Consider the following 19902-nt stretch of genomic DNA (forward strand, 5'->3'; position numbering starts at 1 on the left):
GTTTAGCATTACGAAAAAGGAATTGTTATGAGTAGTTTTCCGTTAAATCCGGGCCAGCTAACACTGGCAGATCTGCGCCAGTGGTACTTTGCTTCGCATACGCTGAAGCTCAGTGAAGCAGCTGTTACTGACATTAATCAATCAGCAGAGACCGTAGCTAACGTACTGGAGCGCGGGCAAACAGTTTATGGTATCAACACCGGGTTTGGTTTGTTGGCCAACACCCGGATACCGCCAGAACGCTTGACTGACTTACAACGCAGGATCGTATTATCGCACTCCGTGGGAACGGGCGAATTGCTGGCTGACGATGTGGTGCGGCTGATGCTATTGCTTAAGGTTAATTCCTTGTCACGGGGGTTTTCCGGCATTCGTTTAAGGGTCATTGATGCCTTAATTGCACTGCTGAATCACCAAGTATATCCATGTATTCCCAGCAAGGGTTCGGTGGGAGCGTCAGGCGATCTGGCACCGCTTGCTCACATGGTATTGCCGCTATTAGGCGAGGGCGAAGTGCGATTCCAGGGCAAGATATTGCCAGCTACTGAAGGGCTTAAAAAAGCCGGGCTGGAGCCGCTTGAGTTGGCTCCGAAAGAAGGTTTAGCTTTGTTGAATGGTACTCAGGCTTCAACAGCTCTGGCATTGGCAGGACTGTTTAAAATCGAGCGGGTTTTTCATAGCGCTATTACCATTGGAGCCATGTCGGTGGAAGCGGCGATGGGCTCTCGGTCGCCTTTTGATGCGCGTATTCACCAGGTTCGTGGACAGCATGGACAACAACAGGTTGCAGCTGCCTTCAGGGATATTCTTACCGATAGCTCTGCTATCGCTAAAGATCATGAGAACTGCGAGAAAGTACAGGACCCCTATTCACTGCGTTGCCAGCCGCAAGTGATGGGAGCCGCCTATGACAACCTCAAACATGCGGCGACCATTCTGGAGCGCGAGGCTAACGGGGTAACTGATAATCCGCTGGTATTTAGCGAACAACAGGATATTTTATCCGGCGGCAACTTCCATGCAGAGCCGGTTGCGATGGCAGCGGATATCATTGCTATTGCTGCAAGTGAGGTCGGTTCTATTTCTGAACGTCGGGGCGCTTTGTTGATCGATAAACACCTGAGCAACTTGCCGCCGTTTTTGGTTAATGACGGTGGCGTTAATTCCGGGTTTATGATGGCGCAAGTGACCGCAGCAGCGCTGGCATCCGAAAACAAGAGTCTGGCGCATCCTGCTTCGGTCGACAGTATTCCGACATCGGCTAACCAGGAGGATCACGTATCGATGGCTACCTATGCGGCCCGTCGCCTCGGCGATATCGCCGATAATATTGCTGATATTGTTGCCATCGAATGGCTCGAAGCGGCACAAGGACTGGACTTTAGACGGCCGTTAAAAGCGTCTGACAAAATTGAAGTGGCTTACAGCTGTTTACGTGACCAGGTACCTTTTTATGATCAGGACCGCTACTTCGCGCCGGATATTAAAGCCGCCAGTGACTTAATCAAAGCGGGTGCTTTAGGCATGACATTGGCAGACTTTACCGTTTAGCTAAAACCACGAAGCGGCCGGTGAATTCTGCCACCGGCCGATCGTCATCTAAAATTTGAGACTTCATCGTCAGGCGGGCATTTTTGCCCTCTTTAAGAGCCGAAAAATCTCCGGTTACGTCACTTAAGCGTGCAACTGAACGTGGTTCTTGTGTGACCGGTTTGTGATAATGGATATTTCCGTCTCCCAGTACTACTGAGCCCTCTAACCCCCGTTCCAACAGTTGTAAGTGCAATAAGCCCCAGCAGGTGAGCGTGCCCAGCGAATAAATACTACCGGCAAACATAGTGCCGTGGACGTTAATGTTGCGCGATAATACCGCCCGGGTTTCAAATAGGCGGCCAGTGTACTGGTGTATCTTAATACCCATTGCATCAGATATGGGGATATCGTTTTGCCAGGTCTGTTGCAGCTCGGCACACCACTCAGGCCGGTAGATGATGCGGTTTTGCTCGCTAAACGATTTACGTAACTGGTGTTCAGCCATGGGGTTATTTACGGTATTGCCTTCTTCAGCAATGTAGTAACCGCATTTTTTATAAAAACCAATGGTATTGTCGCGTGAGTTAATCACGACGTGTTGTGCGCCTTCATTTCTGGCCGCCAATTCGAGTGCGTAAATAATAGCTACGCCGTGGCCTTCGCCCCGATATTCGGGCGCTACAGCCATAAAACGAATCTGAGCTTCCTCAGGACTGTTAAAGTGCACACGGCCCACCGCCACAGCTTCACCGGCTGCATTGACGACCATGCGGTGTTGGCCAACCTGATCATACTCGTCTTGCTCCGAGCCTCGTGGTCGTTGAAAGGGTTCGCGCAGCACCCGCCAGCGTAAGTCATAGTAACGCTCGAGTTGTTGCTGTGTTTCCGGGGTAATAACTTTGTACATTAATCGACCCTTAACTCAAACGTGACTGGTCCATCGTTAACCAAAGACACTTGCATGTCGGCGGCGAACTGACCGGTTTCTACAGCAATACCTTGTTGCTTTAGTGCGTCGCAAAATACTTCGTAGAGCTGTTTGGCTTGCTCCGGGGTTGCAGCTGACGAAAACGAGGGCCGGCGACCTTTGCGGGTATCGGCGGCAAGTGTAAACTGAGAAACAACCAGTGCTGATAGTTTCTGGTCTAGCAGGCTTTCGTTCATTTTGCCGTCGGCGTCACTAAATATACGGTAACCGGCAATGCGTGCGGCTAATTTTTTGGCTTTATCTTCGTTATCTGCATGCTCTACACCCAGCAGTATCAGTAAACCCGGACCAATCTCGCCAATGGTCTGTTGTTCAACCTCTACTTTTGCTTGTGAGACACGTTGCAGTAGTCCAATCATTCGTCCTTGTCCTTCGATCTACGGTTCAGGTATTGATATTCTTCCAGGCTGACAGTCAGCTCTGCACCAACTAACACTATGTTCCAGGATAAATAAATCCAGATAAGCAAAATGGGAACCGTCGCTAACGCACCATAAATGGCCTGATAAGTGGGAAAGTGCGTGATATATAACGAGAAGATTTGTTTACTAAGTTCAAACAAAATAGCGGCAATGACGGCACCAAAAGCGGCATAACGGAACTTAACGGTACGATTAGGTACCAGCTGATAAAGCAGAACAAATGCCACAAAGCTGGTTACAACGGGAACAAACCACAGCATAAAACTGCGCACACCGGATACATATTCTTCCGCAAACTGCGTCAGAGAAATGAGATAAGAGGTTGCAGCTAACCCTGAACCAATAAGCACGGGCCCGAGCGTGAGTATCATCCAGTAAATGGCCAACGACACAATAAAGCGCCTTTTACTGGTGTCTCGCCAGATAGTATTTAGCGTGGAGTCGATGGCTGAAATCAGCATCACCGCGACCACAAATAAAAAGCCAATGCCTACAGCTGTCATTCGTGAGGCGTTAGCGACAAACTCGTCGATATACTGTTTGAGTTGCTCGCCTGATGTCGGCAGTAAATTAGCGATCAAAGCGTCTTCAATATTGCGCTGTAACTGTTCGAATACCGGAAACGCCGAAAAAATAGTAAACATAACAACAATCAGCGGCACCAACGACAGCAGACTGACGTAGGTAAGATGACCTGCCGTGACGTTGATTTTATCAGCAGAGCAGCGTTGTCCGAAATACTTAAAGAACTGCGCACCCTGTTGTAGCTTTTGCTGCCAATCCATCGTTGTTTTCACGCGTGAGTCCTGAGCCAATTTGTGATTAAGATACGTATCAGTACGTACTATATCATGTGGGAGTTTATCACTTATGGCAATGGTGGTGTTCGGAGCAGCAGGCGGACTAGGCTGTGCGATAACGGAGCGTTTGGTTCATGAGTTCCCGGAGCAACAGGTAATTGCTATTTCTCGTCAGCCAACTAAGCGTCGTATCGCCGGCGTTCAATATATTGCGCTGGGTGAGTACAGTGAACAAAGTTTGAGTCAATGGGTGTCCAATTTTAAGCAAACCGGAGCGCAACTTGATGGCGTGGTCTCCACCATCGGTATGTTGCACGATGAAGAAGCATTTCCGGAGAAGCAACTAGCAGATATCACAGCGGATAATCTGGAAAAGTTGTTTGCCGTTAACGCGGCTGCTCCGATGCTGATCCTCAAGCATTGCCAGTCGTTATTCGATAAGAAACACAAGGCATTTTTTGTTCAGTTATCGGCTAAAGTGGGTAGTATAGAGGACAATTACCTGGGTGGCTGGTACGCGTATCGGGCGTCAAAAGCCGCGCTCAACATGCTGTTAAAAACAGCCTCGATAGAGTTAAAACGCAGTCATAAGAAGCTGGTTGTTGCGGCGATTCATCCCGGAACAACGGATACCCGGTTATCGAAGCCTTTTCAAAAGCGCGTACCTGAAGGCAAGCTCTATTCTGCTTCCTTGTCCGCTAAGCGTATTGTGCACGTGATAAAAGGATTAACCCCTGATAAGTCAGGAGGACTGTTTCACTGGGATGGAGTAAAATTACCTTATTAGATGTCATTATTGCATTTAGTCTGCAAATGGTTCTAAATTGGTAAAAAACCAAGGAGCATCACATGTTATACATCCTCGCGATCTTATTGCCGCCGTTGGCGGTGTTATTCACCGGTAAAATATTTCAGTTTATTTTTAATCTTATTTTGGCGGCTGTCGGTGTGATTTTAGCCGTGGTCACGCTGGGCGCGTTCGGTTTAATCTATATTCTCGCTATCATTCACGCGATCATCATTGTGCATGGACACCGCCAGGAAAAACGTGACGAACGGTTAGTGCGTGCAGTGCGGGGGGATAAAAAATGAGGCTATTAGCCGCAGTTACGGCAGTTTTATTGTTAACGGGGTGCCAGACGGCTTATTACTCGACAATGGAAAAACTGGGTATCGAAAAACGCGATATATTGGTTGACCGTGTTGACGAGGCCAAAGATTCTCAAGGTGAGGCACAGGAAGAGTTTCGTTCAGCTTTAGAGCGTCTGGATACCATGCTTAACATTGATGGTGGCGAGCTGGAAGAGCAGTACAATGCCCTGAATGACGATTACGAAGCCAGCAAATCCGCAGCTGAGCGCGTACGTGAACGTATTGATGCCGTCGACAATGTCGCTCAGGACTTATTTGATGAGTGGAGTGAGGAGTTAGAACAATATTCTAATGATTCGATGCGCCGCCAAAGTGAACGCCAACTGCGCGAAACAGAGCGCCGTTACGCCGACCTGATTCGTACCATGGAACGAGCTGCGAGCAAGATGGATCCGGTGTTGGCGAAGTTACAGGATAACGTTCTGTATCTTAAACATAACCTTAATGCACAGGCAATTAGTGCCATTCGAGGCGAGTTTGATAATTTACAGGTGGATATCCGCGATTTAATCAAAGAAATGGAAGCGGCGATTGCTGAATCGGATAAGTTTATTGCGTCGATGAACTAAGCGGCTCGCTCGTTACGTATGCAATACCTAGTCACAGCAAATAAAGGATAGCTTTGAATGTCAATTTTATTAATTGGCGGTAGTCGCCGAAAAGACTCACTTAATACAAAAGTTAAACATCGTATTGCAGAGGTCGCTGATAAATACGGTATTCACTACAAGTTACTTGATGCCGATGCACTTGATGCACCGATTTATCACGGTGATTATGAAGCAGCTGAAGGCGTGCCGGAGTCGATGCAAACGTTGGCGCGGGAAATAAAAGCTGCGTCTAAGGTTGTGTTAATCAGCCCGGAATATAATTCATCTGTGTCGCCATTAATTAAAAACGCTATCGACTGGGTTTCTCGAGTTGAGAGCCAGGCATGGCAAAACAAAAAGGTGCTCTTAGGCGCGGCGTCACCGGGTGGTTTAGGCGGAATTCGTGGTTTGATGCACTTGCGCGACATTTTGGGCAATGTGCAGGCCTGGACTGCGCCTAATTTCGCTATCTGCCCAAACGCCAATGACGAAACCATTGCAAATATGGACGAGTCATTTCTGAAAAGCTTTCTGGAGCAGGGTGATTAGTCTCTCTGGCTAAGGCCGTCGAGATAAGTTTCGATGGCCTTACTGCCATACTCACTTAAATCAAAATAGTTGCTGTCGAGTAACCAGTTGTAAATTAATCCATCAACCATACCGAAAAGGCCAATCACCGCCATTCTGGGGTCAGTCTCGGGTTTTAATTGCTGATCCTGCAATGCTTTCTCGAACAACGTTTCGAAGTCTTCTATGCATTCATTCCGACCACTGACATGACGCAATTTTATGGGGTTGACTTCATCAACGTATTCACACTTGTGCAGTAAAATACTGGCTAGCGCCTGTACCCGCTCATTACTTTGAATTCGGGTAAGAAACTCAATGGTGCGTTTACGGATTTCCTTTAAGGCGTCGTAGTCTTTGAGTTCAGCGATGTGCTCGCGCATCTCGTCTATGGGTAACCGAACTCGATCCATCAGTGACTCGATCAAATCCTGTTTATGACGAAAGTGGTGGTAGATGGCGCCGCGAGTTACTCCTGCTTGCTCTGCAACCTGGGCCATAGACGTGTGGGCGACACCATTTTTACCGAACAGAAGTTCGGCTGCATCGAGCAATTTAGCCCGCGTTTCCATGGCATCTTCTTTAGTCCGTCTTACCAAAATATCACCTTCCAGTCAGTTACCTGCGAACTTAAGCACAATTAATTATATCGCACATTGTTTAATCATGCACCTACGCATGTATAAGTACCAAGTTCGGAATTGAAAAGTCCTTGTGATAGCGGTCTAGCTGTGCAGATAATACGTAAGACATAGTACTGATTATACAAGTAGTCGGAAACCGTGGAGGTTTTATGAAAAACGAAATTGATTTTCGCCTGATTCTTGATGCGTACGAAAAAATTCATGAGCATGGTGAGGCAAAGCAGGGCCAGCACGTGTTAGACGGCATCACTGCATTTACTGACCATGATGGCTACACGGTGTTTCTGGAAGGGCATGGTGTTAAGTTTCGGCTGGAATTTCATAACAAATATCATCTGGATTATGATAACGGCACGCAATTAGATAACTTTATTCGAGCCCTTAAAAACATTTCTGAAGGTTATGAAACGCCCGGCAGAGAGCGTGGATGAGTAAAAAAGCCTATACCTTCCGGGAAGAAGTTGCGCATGCCCTTACGCATGGTATTGGGGCTGCGCTGAGTATTGCAGCACTATCGGTGATGGTTTGGTGGGCTTTAGCCTACGGCGATGTTTGGCACGTCGTGTCCGCGAGCATTTATGGTGCCAGCCTTATCATTCTTTATACTGCTTCAACTCTTTACCATGCATTCCCGTGGCCGAGGCTAAAAGGATATTTTCAGCAGCTCGATCATGCTGCAATCTTTTTATTGATAGCAGGCACTTATACGCCCTTTGCGCTGATTAATTTGCGCGGTCCCTGGGGCTGGAGCCTGCTCGGCGTGGTGTGGGGTATCGCACTCATTGGCGTGGTAATTGAGCTGTTTGTAAAAGACGCGCCCAAATGGCTATCGTTGACCTTGTATCTGGGTATGGGATGGATGGCGTTGGTTGCCATTAAGCCAATGCTGGATAATGTCCAACTCGAAGGTTTGATGTTACTTCTGGCTGGCGGCCTGGCCTATACGCTGGGCGTGGTATTTTATGTTTGGAAGTCATTACCCTACCATCATGCTATCTGGCATTTGTTTGTCTTGGCCGGTAGCGTTTTTCACTTCTTTTCTATTTTTTATTACGTACTGCCGCAGCCTGAAATATTGGCGCTTGGATAAAAAAATACCCGCTCAATGGCGGGTATTTTTAGCTAAGCAGCGTGGCTGTTAAGCTTTAGGCTCACGGCCCGCGCGCTTACGTTCGTTTTCGGTTAACAAACGCTTACGAATGCGGATAGATTCAGGCGTAACCTCAACCAATTCGTCATCGTTAATAAACTCTAACGCTTGCTCAAGTGTGTATTTAATTGGCGGGCTCAATGTTTGAGCGTCGTCAGTACCTGAAGCACGAACGTTGGTTAGCTGCTTACCTTTTAGACAGTTAACGGTTAAGTCGTTAGAGCGGTTATGAATACCAATAACCTGGCCTTCATAAACTTCGTCACCGTGCGCTGCGAATAATTTACCGCGTTCTTGCAGGTTAAACAGTGCATAGGTCAGTGCTTTACCCTGTGCGTTAGAAATCAATACGCCGTTTACACGCTGGCCGATGGTACCGCCTTTATGCGGGCCGTAATGGTCAAACGTGTGGTACATCAAACCAGTACCTGAGGTCAATGTCATGAACTCAGTCTGGAAACCAATCAAGCCACGGCTTGGTACTTCGAAATCGACGCGCACGCGGCCTTTGCCATCCGGAGTCATGTTGGTCATTTCGGCTTTACGCAAACCAAGCTTTTCCATAACCGCACCCTGGTGCTGTTCTTCGATGTCTACCGTCAATGACTCATACGGTTCCATTTTCTGGCCGTCTTCGTACTTGATGATAACTTCCGGGCGCGATACGGCTAATTCGAAGCCTTCACGACGCATGTTTTCGATTAATACGCCTAAGTGCAGCTCACCACGACCAGAGACACGGAATTTATCCGGGTTATCAGTTTCTTCAACACGCAATGCGACGTTATGGACTAGCTCTTGTTGCAAACGCTCAAGAATTTGACGAGAAGTAACGAATTTACCTTCTTTACCGGCAAATGGTGAGGTGTTGACCTGGAACGTCATGGTAACAGTCGGTTCGTCAACGCTTAGCGGCTTCATCGCTTCAGCAGCACCTACCGCACAAACGGTGTCTGAAATTTTAAGTTCACCCAAACCGGTTATGGCACAAATGTCGCCTGCATGAGCTGATTCTGCGTCAATGCGGTCAAGACCCAGGTAATTAAATACTTTACCGATTTTACCGCTACGCTCTTTGCCGTCAGCACCAACGATAGTAACCGGTTGGTTTACTTTAACGCTACCACGAGTTACACGACCAATACCGATAACGCCAAGGTAACTTGAATAATCAAGTTGAGAAATCTGCATCTGTAAGTCAGCGTCAGGATCTGCGTCCGGGTGGCTGACTTCGTTAACGATAGTTTCGAACAACGGCGTCATGTTTTCGCCAACCGTTTCTTCTTCACGAGTAGCCCAGCCATTCAGTGCCGAAGCGTAAACAACAGGAAAGTCTAACTGTTTGTCGGTTGCGCCTAAGTTATCAAACAAATCAAACACCTGATCCATCACCCAGTCAGGGCGAGCGCCGGGACGGTCGATTTTGTTGATGACAAGAATCGGGTTCAAACCGTGCTCAAACGCTTTCTGTGTAACGAAACGCGTTTGCGGCATAGGGCCGTCAACAGCGTCGACCACCAGCAATACGGAGTCAGCCATTGATAATACACGTTCTACTTCACCACCAAAGTCGGCGTGTCCCGGAGTATCCAGAATGTTGATGCGGTAGTCCTGCCAGTTAACGGCTGTATTTTTTGCCAAAATGGTGATGCCGCGTTCTTTTTCCAGATCGTTAGAGTCCATGATGCGCTCTTCGAGCTCACCACGACTTTCTAAGGTGCCAGATTGTTGAAGTAGTTTGTCGACCAGTGTGGTTTTGCCATGGTCTACGTGCGCAATAATCGCAATGTTGCGAAGTTTATTAATATCAAATGCCTGAGTTGTCATTAAGAAAGCCTGTGTTTGTCGGAGTAAACCCTGCCGACAGAGGGTTGATAAAAAAGAGCGGCGTATTCTACCTGTTTAGTGACTAATTAAAAAGCCTTTGTTCGTTTTTTACTCAAAAGATTCATAAAGCAACATCAAGATGCACCATTATGGTGTACAATGCACTAATATGGTGCGAAAGGTGTTGCTAGGCTTCCCTTCTAAAATCGTAACCTATTGAAATAAGTGAAATATTTATATTGGCACGGCTGTTGCTTAGTAAAACGTGTCGAGTCATTACAACAAAATTAATTGTGATCGAAACCGCTATTAACAGAGTTATCGATTACACTAGTTAAAAATAACTAATTTATTCATTCCGCTGGAGGAAAACATGTCAGCAAGCAAGATTTTCGATGCCATTAAAGAACACGACGTAAAATTCGTTGATTTGCGCTTTACCGATACCAAAGGTAAAGAGCAGCACGTCACTATTCCGGTGTCGCAAATCGATGATGACTTCTTTGAAGAAGGTAAAATGTTTGACGGCTCATCGATTTCGGGTTGGAAAGGGATCAATGAGTCAGACATGGTATTGATGCCTGATTCAGATTCACTGGTACTGGACCCGTTTACTGACGAAATGACCCTGAACGTGCGTTGCGATATTCTGGAACCGGATACAATGCAAGGCTACAGCCGCGATCCACGTTCTATTGCTAAACGAGCAGAAGAATTTTTACAGTCATCAGGTATTGCTGACAACGCCTTTTTTGGTCCCGAACCGGAATTTTTCTTATTTAATGATGTGCGATTCCACACCGACATGAGCGGCTCGTTTTATAAAATAGATGCCGAAGAAGCCAAGTGGAATTCAGGTCGTGAATACTCTGAAGGTAACCTGGCACACCGCCCAGGTGTTAAAGGAGGCTATTTTCCGGTTCCTCCGGTAGATTCAGCACACGATATTCGCGGCACCATGTGTCTGGTTATGGAAGACATGGGATTGGTGGTTGAAGCACACCACCATGAGGTTGCAACCGCAGGACAAAACGAAGTTGCTACTCAGTTTAACTCGTTGACTAAGAAAGCCGACGAAATTCAGGTTTACAAGTATGTTGTGCACAATGTAGCCCATAGCTATGGCATGACAGCGACCTTTATGCCGAAGCCATTGGTGGGTGATAATGGGTCCGGTATGCATGTGCACATGTCATTGCAAAAAGGTGGCGAAAACCTGTTTGCAGGTGACCAGTATGGTGGGTTAAGCGAAACTGCATTGTATTATATTGGTGGTATTATCAAACACGCACGTGCCATTAATGCGTTTACCAACCCATCGACCAACTCATACAAACGCTTAGTACCTGGTTTTGAAGCGCCGGTAATGTTGGCTTACTCTGCACGTAACCGTTCGGCTTCTATTCGTATACCGCTGGTTTCGAGTGCAAAAGCACGCCGCATTGAAGTACGCTTCCCTGATCCAAGCGCAAACCCATACTTATGCTTTACTGCGCTACTGATGGCAGGTCTTGATGGCATCCGCAATAAGATACACCCTGGCGATGCTATGGATAAAGATCTGTATAACCTGCCGGCCGAGGAAGCGCGCGATATTCCTACCGTGTGTCACTCTCTGGAGATGGCATTAGAAGCGCTGGACAAAGATCGTGACTTCTTAAAACAAGGCGGAGTAATGGATGACGATATGATCGACGCATACATTGATCTGAAATATAACGAAGTCGAGACACTGAAGAAAACAACGCACCCCGTTGAGTTTGATATGTACTACAGCTGCTAATTTCTATTGCTAAGACTTTAGCAATTACTAAAAGGGAGCAAGGCTCCCTTTTTTAAGCAGAATACATGCACTATATTGGTGCATCCAACGTGAGTTAATTTATGGCGGCGCTAAAAACACAACAGGCAACTATACTGGATGCTTTGCTGACAGCGGTCGTGGTGCTGGATGAACAACTGGTTATTCGACAGGTCAATGCGGCAGCTGAATCGTTACTCGACCATAGTGCCCGTAGACTGTTAAACGAGCCCTTTGCCAGTAGTTATGTGTCTACCACATTAAGTTCGGATTTACTAAAGAGTTGTTTACTCGACCAACAAACACTGGTTAATTCCGAAGCTGAATTGGTGTTGCATTCTGGGCATAAGATCACGGTTGAAGTGAGTATCCAGTTTTGGCACGACGGCGCTGCCGATATGCCCCGTTTGTTGCTGGAATTGAGACAAGTTGATTTACAGCGTCAAATTTTGCGGGAAAACTCGCAACGGCAACAATTATTCGCAACACAAAGTTTGTTACGCGGCATGGCTCATGAAATTAAAAATCCTCTTGGCGGGCTGCGAGGGGCTGCACAATTGCTAGCGAGGCAATTACATGATGACGAGCTGTTGGAATATACCGACCTTATTATTGCTCAATCTGACCGACTACGTAATTTGATTGACCGGCTGTTGGGACCATCACGGATTGACCAGCCAAAAACAGTTAACTTACACCAGGTAATCGAGCGTGTACTTCAGACGGTTAGCTACGAGTATGAGAAAACCTTGGTGTTAAAGCGTGACTATGATCCTTCGTTGCCGCATTTGAGTGGCATAGAGGATGCGCTCGAGCAAGTGTTCTTAAATATCGTACAAAATGCAGCACAAGCCCTGGATGGCGACGGTGTTATTACCGTTAGAACCCGGGTCGAGCACCAATTAACGCTGTTTGGGCAACGCTACCGTCAGTGTGCGGTTATCAGTATTCACGACAATGGTCCGGGAATACCGGCCTCACTTCAGGGGCAAATATTCTATCCGATGGTGAGTGGACGACCCGCAGGTACCGGCCTTGGGTTGTCATTAGTGCATAGCCTAGTCCATCAGCACGGCGGCAAAATTGAGTTTAGCTCAGAGCCAGGCCATACCTGTTTCAACCTTTTCCTTCCTTACCGGCAGCCGGAGGCGTTTGCGCATGACGACCGCTAAACTATGGGTAATTGATGATGATCCTTCTATTCGCTGGGTGTTAGAGAAAACCTTTAACGATACCGAATTTCAGGTACGTTGCTTTAATGAGACTGAACAGGTTTACAAAGCATTTGCAGAAGACGCGCCGGACGTATTGTTAAGTGATATTCGCATGCCGGGTGACGATGGACTGACGTTATTAAAAAAGATGACCAGGGAACGTCCTGACCTGCCGGTAGTTATCATGACAGCACACTCTGATCTTGATACCGCAGTAAATGTTTTTAAAGGCGGGGCGTTTGAATATCTGGCAAAGCCTTTTGACCTGGATGATGCCGTAGCAACCGTCAGGAAAGCATACCAGCAACGGCAAAGCCAACCTCAACTTACCGAAGTTCGACGCACGCCACCCACGCTGATTGGTGACTCGGCTTCGATGCAAGATGTTTTCCGCGTTATCGGTCGACTATCAAAGTCCAGTGTCAGCGTTTTGATTACCGGCGAGACCGGAACCGGTAAAGAGCTAATCGCAAACGCACTACATCAACACAGCCCAAGAGCGGAACATGCGTTTGTGGCGTTGAATATGGCAGCGATTCCGGCTGAACTTATCGAGTCCGAGTTATTTGGTCATGAAAAAGGCGCATTTACCGGCGCCGATAAACGTCGTGTCGGACGTTTTGAACAAGCTAACCACGGTACTCTTTTTTTAGATGAAATTGGCGACATGCCGTTACCTGTACAAACCCGCTTGTTGCGAGTTTTAGCCGAAGGGCAATTTTATCCAGTAGGTGCTCATCAGCCATTGAATGTCGATGTAAGGGTCATAGCAGCAACGCACAAAAACTTAGAGCAGGCCGTCACTCGTGGCGAATTTCGAGAAGACTTATTTCATCGGCTAAATGTTATTCAGTTGAAACTGCCCGCATTACGAGAGCGCACCGAAGATATACCACAACTTGCAGATTACTTTTTACAACGCTCAGCGCAAGAGCTAGCGGTAAACACCAAACAACTGAGTGACGATGCGGTAGCTGCGCTGTGCAGGTACAACTGGCCTGGTAACGTCAGGCAGTTAGAGAATGTCTGCCGTTGGCTAACTGTAATGGCGCCAGGACAGGCTGTTCAGACACATGAATTACCGGATGAACTACAACAGAAAAATGAACCTGACGTTAGTTTAGAGGTCAATGAAGCAGCTAGCTGGGGCGACACCATTGACGCAGAACTGCGTCGACGTGTTCATCAACACGACGTGTTAACCGCGTTAAATGAAGAACTAGAGCGCCGCGCACTCCGATTTGCTCTTGAGCGTTTCGGCGGCCATAAACAAAAAGCAGCGCGCTGGTTAGGTTGGGGACGCAATACCTTAACCCGTAAAACCAAGCTATTATTAAAGTAAATCTTTTGTAAAAGGCATCGCCCTGTGCCGCTGGTTTATAGAAGATAGGGTAGATGTCATGCAACTGAGAAGGCAAACAATGCATTCTGTATTACTGATTGACGATGATCATGAAATGTCGGCGATGCTGACGGAGTTATTCAAGCGAGAGTCTGTTGAGCTTACTGTCGTTGATGACGGTGTAAAAGGTCTGGACGCTGCCTTAAATGGCGATTTCGAGTTGATCCTGCTCGACGTCATGTTGCCCGGCATAGATGGTATGCAGCTACTACAGCGATTGCGGCAGCAGCATCGAGATACTGCAGTATTGATGTTAACGGCGCGTGGCGATGACGATGACCGGGTAATGGGGCTTGAGCTAGGTGCTGATGACTATTTACCCAAGCCATTTAATCCGCGTGAACTTATTGCACGGGTTCGCGCGTTGTTGCGCAGAACACCTAACACCACCATGCAATCGGAGAAGCTAGTCGCTAGCGGCTTTGAACTTGATCCGGCCAAAGCTGAAGTGAGCTGTGACGGCCAGGCGCTGGTCATTACACCAACCGAATTTGATATTTTGCGCTGTTTGATGCAGCAAGCGGGACAAATGGTGAGTAAAGATCAACTATCGGTAGCTGCGCTGGGGCGCAAAATGGGCCCGTTTGACCGCAGCCTGGATGTACATATCAGTAATATTCGCAAGAAACTTCCCAGCCGGCCTGAGCGCATACAGACCGTGCGCGGCCGAGGTTACCGTCTGACCGCGCAGGCATGATCTCCAACAGTAGTCGCCGCAAAAGTCGTTGGTACCAGTCGCTGACATTGCGACTGCTGTTATTGTTTTGGGCATTATTATTTGTTACCGCAAGCAGTGGCTACTTTCTCGCTGTGTGGAATCGAGCAACGCCCGAACCACAGCCTGTGGCCGAGCCGATAAAACGAACGATTGCTCCGCTTTTACAAGACCCTGTTACCTTTCTGAGTTTAGAACCTGGCCGGTTAATTGCCGGTAATTATCGTGTTGCTGCACGCGTATCGGCCGCCGGGCAGCAGAAATTAATGCTGGATGAATACCTTGGTGAGCAACATCGGCGTACGCTGTTGCGATTTCTGAATTATGAGCAAACGATGCAGATGCCGTTAGCTGACCGGTTGTTGATTGGCCCATTCGAGTTAAATGGTAATAAAGTACTGGTAACGCGGCCACTGCAGGCTGCTGAATGGCAAGATCAGGCTCAAGCCGAACGAGAGCTGACACAAGCCCGAACATGGGCCATCGTGTCCGGTAGTTTTGTTATCGCTATTCTGTTGGGGGTATGGCTGATACGCCCAATTCGCCGGCTAAGTTCTGCAACCCGCGAAATAGCAGCAGGTAGCGCTGAACCTAACCTTGCTAAGTTGCCAAATCGGCGCGACGAAATTGGTGACTTAGCAAGGTCTCTTGCACAAACCGCGCGTGATCTAGCGGTCTCACGTGACGCACAACGACGGTTGCTCAGCGATGTTTCGCATGAGTTACGTTCGCCAATGGCACGTATGCAAGTAGCACTGGATCTAACCGATGCCAGCGAAGATGATGCGCATATTCAGCAGTTACGCAGAGATACCGAGCGACTTAATCTAATTATTGAACGAATTCTGTCACTTTCTAAATTAGAAAACGGATTGGTGAACCTGAATAAAGAAGCAGTTGATACGGGTCAACTTGTTGCGCGTTTGATTGATGATATTCAATATGCTGACGCGGCTTTAGGACAACGCTTAGAGCAACAGCATGCGCAGTGGCCGGAGCTCCAATCTGACGAAGAGCTGTTACGCATGATAATCGAAAATATCGTTCGCAACGCGCTTCATTATACCGATGGTACTGTCGAACTCGGCTATAGCCTGAGTGATAATCAACACCGAATTAGCATTCGTGACCACGGGCCTGGTGTCGACGACGACTTATTAGCGAAATTGTTTGAGCCGTTTTATCGTGGTGACCCTTCACGAAAACATAAAGCAGGGGTGGGCTTGGGATTGGCGCTGAGTCAGCGCGCTGCCGTGGTGTTGGGCGGCACCTTATCAGCTTCTAATCACCCTGATGGGGGGCTGGAAGTTGTGTTAACATTGCCTCAAGATTAACGACACCAAGCAGCACGTGACCCGAACCACTGACACAACCCGCCCCGGCGACGATAGCCCAGCCTGGTTGACGCATTATTACGACCAAGTAATGCCGTTCTGGCAGCAGGTTAACAATCGTTGGCTAAAAAGCTTCGATGGCATTAATTTGCACTGGTGCTTTTATAAAGTCAGCGAGCGTGCCCCGCTGGTTGTTATCAGCCCCGGACGTATTGAGGCGGCGCTTAAATATCAGGAAGTTGTCTGGGAATTAGCGCAGGCGGGCATTTCGTGTGCCGTGTTAGATCACCGTGGGCAAGGCGAATCAGAGCGCATGACGACTAACCCTCACCAAGGACACGTGGAAAAATTTAGTGACTTTATTGGTGACTTCGAGGTTTTCAATGAAGCAGTGAGTGACGTTTTTCCGCTTGCCAGTAGGCGGTGGCTATTAGGTCATTCGATGGGTGGAACTATTGCCGCATTATATATGCATAACCGCGACGGTGGTTATGAGGAAATGCTACTTTCTTCTCCCATGTTCTCTATTAACACAGCCGGTATTCCGGTTAGTGTTGCTAAGTCTATAACCGCGGCTGGCGCTTGGCTTAATAAGCATTTGATGCCAAACCGACCCTGGTATTTTTTGGGTATGAAGGGCTACCAACCGGTAGAGTTTAATAAAAACGAACTGACTCATAGTAAAAACCGGTATCGGGTGTTTAGAGAGCTTTATCAGCAGCAACCCGAGGTACAATTGGGTGGGCCTACCTTTAACTGGCTACACGAAGCGTTAATTGCCTGTGATAAAGCAAGCTCGGGGAGCCTCTCAATAGCGTGTCCAGTGACCTTATTTCAGGCCGGCAGTGACAGTGTGGTGACGGCTGAAGGGCAAGATCGTTTTGTTATGTACAATGAGGCAACTAAGGTGGTCATTGAGGGAGCACGGCACGAGCTATTAATGGAAAGTGATCGTTATAGACAAGCACTGATGAGCAAACTGCTATCCATTAATGAGTGATTGAACCTTCTACCTTAGCTACGATCTCAGGATCCATGTGTACAATGATATCTGCTGCCGGGAAGTGCTTCATCAATTCAGCCTCTACACAGTCAGAAATGGCATGTGCTTTTAGCAACGACAAGCGATCATCAAGTTCGATATGGAGTTGAATAAAACGTGTTGGCCCGGCTTCCCGGGTGCGCAGTCCATGTAAGCCCCGCACACCATCAACTGACTTGGCAATCGTGATAATTTGTTGTTGTGTCTGTTCGGGCAACTCGCGATCCATCAACGAATTGAAGGCTTGAGAGCCTATTTTGATAGCGCCAATGATGAGGTATGCAGCGATACCAATGGCAAATACGCTATCAGCCCAGAGTAACCCCCAGCCGCTCAACAGCAACGCGATAATAACGGCAATATTCAATAAAATATCGGATTGGTAATGTAGGTGGTCGGCTTTAACTGCTTGCGAGTCGGTGTGTTTAATTGCGATACGCTGAATAGTGATAAGCACAAGTGTTAGCGCAATAGCAGCTCCTGACACCCATATACCGGTATTAACCGAAGGCAGTCTGGGCCCTTGGATTAATTGCTCAATACTATGAAACACCAACAGCATGCTGGAACCGGCAATAAATGCACTTTGCGCAAGTGCGGCTAAAGACTCAGCCTTACCGTGACCAAAGCGGTGTTCTTCGTCTGCAGGCTGAAGAGCATAACGAATGGCGAAAAAACTAAATACCGAGGCGCCGCTATCGAGAATTGAATCGGTCATCGATGCCAGCATGCTCGCCGATTCGGTTTGCAACCAGGCAAACAGCTTCATGGCAATAAGAGAAAATGCGACGATAACAGAAGCTGTGCTGGCAAGCTTAACCCAGAATGAATAGGTTTTACGAAAGTTAGCTGCTGAGTTTTCGTTAGTTGGTTTCACAATAGGACCGAAATTTGATGCGCCGTGTTAGCGATAGTTTGCTATTCTAACGCTTTTTAGCTGTCGTTAAAATTATCATGCTGCATTTAGTCTTATTTGAACCAGAAATACCCCCTAAAGCAAAAACGCCATTCGGTTGGCGGCTAATACTGGTATGCAACTGCACTTGATCGAGCCACTGGGTTTCGAACTTGAGGAAAAAAAGGTACGCCGTGCCGGTCTTGACTACCGGGATCTCGCTAATGTTCGTATTCACGGTTCGTGGCAACATTTTTTGGACACGGTTGAGCATAACCGTATTTTTGCCTGCACGACACGAGGTACAACCCGCTATACAGACGTAGAATTCGAGCCGGGTGACGTGTTGTTATTTGGGCCAGAAACACGGGGGTTGCCGCTGGAAGTATTAGAGACATTCCCCGCGAAGAACTGGTTGCGTCTGCCTATGGCAAGTAATAGCCGAAGTCTGAATTTATCGAATTGTGTTGCTATTTTCGCTTATGAAGCGTGGCGACAGCTTGGCTTCGAGGGCGCGATCTAAGTGCGCCTTTAACTGAGCACCTAACTCGTTATTTTTAAATGCGACATATAATGGTAATGGCTCACGCAAGCGACTTCGGTGATAAGGCGTAGTGACCCAGTCAGGCAGATTGTATTTGTAATCGATGACGCCTTCAATTCGGTTTAAATCCAATAATGCAAAACAGTCTAATGACGTGTTAGCTCGATAAAACGAAAGCGAGTCTGGTAGTAGTTTGTGTAATTCTTCATTGCCTGAATAGCATACGGTGTGGCTCTCTTGGCCAGCCAGAATAGCCTGTTTTTTTGTCCTGTCACTGGCAAAAAGGTAAAGGGCATCATCCATCGCAATGGGTTTTTTGGAGTACAGCAGCTCATTATCAAACTGATTTTTATAAACCCCTACCACCATGTGGGCTTTGTCTTCGAGCAAAGCGTTTAAGGCTCGGGGCCAATTACTTGCCAGGGTTTTAACTCCAGCTACGGTGTCGCCGTAGACTGTGTTGATAAGTTGCCACAACCGACCGTTACCGTTAGCCCCGGTTAAACCAGGCCTAGCCGCTGCAGCTGCGGTCAACTCCGTTGGCATAGGCATGGGTTTTAATTGCTCGGGCGCTTGTAATTTAAATTGCTGGCGTAACTGCGATAGTCTGCCCGAGGCCTGCATCAAGGAAAGGCGTTGATAGAGGGGCTCAATCAGGTGTTTATATTTTTGATGTAGATAATGAAAACCAACCTCTGACTTAACGTGGTACACGATAAAATCTTTGGGTTGGGACAGCTCAAGGTTTCGCAGTTGAAAGTCTGCGATTAGGGCAGCGTCAATTCGTTCTGCGTTGAGCAGTTTAGACACCTGGTGTATATCAGACTGGCGAAACGTCGTTTTATCGAAGTTAGCGTCGGTAAGTACAGTTTCTGCTGCGCGCATCCCGCCAATGTAAGCAATATTATTGACGGATTTTAGTGTACACAAACCGCAGGCCGCCTTACGAGCGACCAGGACGATAGAGAACTCATAAAGTTTGAACGGCACTCTGTTCAGGTTATCGAGCTCTTCTTCCAGGCCGGCAAGTCTTCCCAGCTCGCCCGCAATCTCACCATTTTGTGCCAGTTGTTCGGCTCTAAGGCGTGGTATCGGTTGATAGTTAAGTTCGATACCTAAATCTGCATAAGCCTCTTCAAGTACGGCGGTTATGTAATCAGCTGTTGGACCCGTTGCAGGCTTACGAAATGTCAGCGCCTGCTGCGCAGCAGCCGGTGTTAGCCAGATGCTGATAAATAAAAAACACAATGTGAGTGACAAGCGTTGGCGCATACGACTTCAA

The 19902-nt window shown here is 47.6% G+C and carries 20 protein-coding genes and 1 pseudogene; 14 read left to right on the forward strand and 7 right to left on the reverse strand.

Translation table 11 applies throughout. The features are described from left to right. The first annotated feature begins 27 nt into the window (after window positions 1–27). Window positions 28–1551 (forward strand): histidine ammonia-lyase, encoded by a 1524-nt coding sequence (gene hutH / locus DEU29_RS08930; protein ID WP_133540021.1) that lies wholly within the window; start codon window positions 28–30, stop codon window positions 1549–1551. On the opposite strand, the gene DEU29_RS08935 is transcribed toward hutH, so the two are convergent. From DEU29_RS08935 to DEU29_RS08945, 3 genes are read right to left on the reverse strand one after another with little or no spacing between them, the layout of a single operon-like run. Beyond that, window positions 1541–2440: a bifunctional GNAT family N-acetyltransferase/hotdog fold thioesterase gene (locus DEU29_RS08935; RefSeq protein ID WP_133540022.1), complete on the reverse strand. Its 900-nt coding sequence runs from the start codon at window positions 2438–2440 to the stop codon at window positions 1541–1543. The two genes, hutH and DEU29_RS08935, sit on opposite strands and share 11 nt — an antisense overlap. Beyond that, window positions 2440–2880, reverse strand: a complete 441-nt coding sequence (gene dtd, locus DEU29_RS08940; protein ID WP_133540023.1) for a D-aminoacyl-tRNA deacylase — start codon at window positions 2878–2880, stop codon at window positions 2440–2442. The genes DEU29_RS08935 and dtd overlap by 1 nt, the downstream gene beginning before the upstream one ends. Beyond that, complete coding sequence (locus tag DEU29_RS08945) at window positions 2877–3728, reverse strand: virulence factor BrkB family protein (protein ID WP_133540055.1); 852 nt, start codon at window positions 3726–3728, stop codon at window positions 2877–2879. The genes dtd and DEU29_RS08945 overlap by 4 nt, the downstream gene beginning before the upstream one ends. Before the next feature lie 85 nt (window positions 3729–3813). Here DEU29_RS08945 and DEU29_RS08950 point away from each other — a divergent pair, with 85 nt between their 5' ends. The 4 genes from DEU29_RS08950 (at window position 3814) to DEU29_RS08965 (ending at window position 6034) form a co-directional block, all read left to right on the forward strand. Next, window positions 3814–4530, forward strand: coding sequence for an SDR family NAD(P)-dependent oxidoreductase (locus DEU29_RS08950; RefSeq protein ID WP_133540024.1), 717 nt, complete (start codon window positions 3814–3816; stop codon window positions 4528–4530). A gap of 62 nt (window positions 4531–4592) precedes the next feature. Then, the gene (locus DEU29_RS08955) at window positions 4593–4835 is read left to right on the forward strand and encodes a YqaE/Pmp3 family membrane protein (RefSeq protein WP_133540025.1); all 243 of its coding nucleotides are present in this window, start codon (window positions 4593–4595) and stop codon (window positions 4833–4835) included. Beyond that, window positions 4832–5464, forward strand: coding sequence for a DUF2959 domain-containing protein (locus tag DEU29_RS08960; RefSeq protein ID WP_133540026.1), 633 nt, complete (start codon window positions 4832–4834; stop codon window positions 5462–5464). The genes DEU29_RS08955 and DEU29_RS08960 overlap by 4 nt, the downstream gene beginning before the upstream one ends. 57 nt (window positions 5465–5521) lie before the next feature. Beyond that, a complete protein-coding gene (locus DEU29_RS08965) occupies window positions 5522–6034 on the forward strand; it encodes an NADPH-dependent FMN reductase (RefSeq protein ID WP_133540027.1) in 513 nt (170 codons plus the stop codon). On the opposite strand, the gene DEU29_RS08970 is transcribed toward DEU29_RS08965, so the two are convergent. After that, the gene (locus tag DEU29_RS08970) at window positions 6031–6651 is read right to left on the reverse strand and encodes a TetR family transcriptional regulator (RefSeq protein ID WP_133540028.1); all 621 of its coding nucleotides are present in this window, start codon (window positions 6649–6651) and stop codon (window positions 6031–6033) included. The two genes, DEU29_RS08965 and DEU29_RS08970, sit on opposite strands and share 4 nt — an antisense overlap. A 194-nt stretch (window positions 6652–6845) precedes the next feature. Between DEU29_RS08970 and DEU29_RS08975 the strand changes: the two genes are divergently transcribed. Continuing rightward, the gene (locus DEU29_RS08975) at window positions 6846–7127 is read left to right on the forward strand and encodes a DUF3081 domain-containing protein (RefSeq protein WP_133540029.1); all 282 of its coding nucleotides are present in this window, start codon (window positions 6846–6848) and stop codon (window positions 7125–7127) included. Further along, window positions 7124–7786, forward strand: a complete 663-nt coding sequence (gene trhA / locus DEU29_RS08980; protein WP_133540030.1) for a PAQR family membrane homeostasis protein TrhA — start codon at window positions 7124–7126, stop codon at window positions 7784–7786. Before DEU29_RS08975 ends, trhA begins: the two co-directional genes overlap by 4 nt. Window positions 7787–7834: 48 nt before the next feature. Here trhA and typA read toward each other — a convergent pair whose 3' ends face one another. After that, window positions 7835–9673 carry a translational GTPase TypA gene (typA, locus tag DEU29_RS08985; protein WP_133540031.1) on the reverse strand — a complete coding sequence of 613 codons (1839 nt, stop codon included), beginning with the start codon at window positions 9671–9673 and terminating at the stop codon, window positions 7835–7837. Window positions 9674–10046: 373 nt separating this feature from the next. Between typA and glnA the strand changes: the two genes are divergently transcribed. From glnA to DEU29_RS09015, 6 genes are all read left to right on the forward strand, one after another. Further along, window positions 10047–11456, forward strand: a complete 1410-nt coding sequence (gene glnA, locus DEU29_RS08990) for a glutamate--ammonia ligase (protein ID WP_133540032.1) — start codon at window positions 10047–10049, stop codon at window positions 11454–11456. A gap of 101 nt (window positions 11457–11557) precedes the next feature. Continuing rightward, window positions 11558–12646 carry a nitrogen regulation protein NR(II) gene (gene glnL / locus DEU29_RS08995; RefSeq protein ID WP_133540033.1) on the forward strand — a complete coding sequence of 363 codons (1089 nt, stop codon included), beginning with the start codon at window positions 11558–11560 and terminating at the stop codon, window positions 12644–12646. Then, a complete protein-coding gene (gene ntrC, locus DEU29_RS09000; protein ID WP_133540034.1) occupies window positions 12633–14030 on the forward strand; it encodes a nitrogen regulation protein NR(I) in 1398 nt (465 codons plus the stop codon). Before glnL ends, ntrC begins: the two co-directional genes overlap by 14 nt. A 79-nt stretch (window positions 14031–14109) precedes the next feature. Next, on the forward strand, window positions 14110–14787 hold the full coding sequence (locus DEU29_RS09005) for a response regulator transcription factor (protein WP_133540035.1): 678 nt from the start codon (window positions 14110–14112) through the stop codon (window positions 14785–14787). Next, entirely contained in the window at window positions 14784–16139 is a 1356-nt protein-coding gene (locus DEU29_RS09010) for a sensor histidine kinase (protein WP_133540036.1), read from the forward strand. The genes DEU29_RS09005 and DEU29_RS09010 overlap by 4 nt, the downstream gene beginning before the upstream one ends. A 16-nt stretch (window positions 16140–16155) precedes the next feature. Further along, window positions 16156–17139 (forward strand): alpha/beta fold hydrolase, encoded by a 984-nt coding sequence (locus DEU29_RS09015; RefSeq protein ID WP_243734534.1) that lies wholly within the window; start codon window positions 16156–16158, stop codon window positions 17137–17139. On the opposite strand, the gene fieF is transcribed toward DEU29_RS09015, so the two are convergent. Further along, window positions 17129–18058: a cation efflux pump FieF gene (gene fieF, locus DEU29_RS09020; protein ID WP_243734536.1), complete on the reverse strand. Its 930-nt coding sequence runs from the start codon at window positions 18056–18058 to the stop codon at window positions 17129–17131. The genes DEU29_RS09015 and fieF overlap by 11 nt on opposite strands. Window positions 18059–18135: 77 nt before the next feature. Here fieF and DEU29_RS09025 point away from each other — a divergent pair. Beyond that, window positions 18136–18599: pseudogene (locus DEU29_RS09025) on the forward strand (tRNA (cytidine(34)-2'-O)-methyltransferase). Here DEU29_RS09025 and DEU29_RS09030 read toward each other — a convergent pair. Next, on the reverse strand, window positions 18531–19892 hold the full coding sequence (locus DEU29_RS09030) for an ABC transporter substrate-binding protein (RefSeq protein ID WP_133540037.1): 1362 nt from the start codon (window positions 19890–19892) through the stop codon (window positions 18531–18533). The pseudogene DEU29_RS09025 and the gene DEU29_RS09030 overlap by 69 nt on opposite strands. Window positions 19893–19902 lie beyond the last annotated feature (10 nt).

The organism is Idiomarina aquatica (genome assembly GCF_004362895.1).
In the GTDB taxonomy this organism is placed as follows: Bacteria; Pseudomonadota; Gammaproteobacteria; order Enterobacterales; family Alteromonadaceae; genus Idiomarina.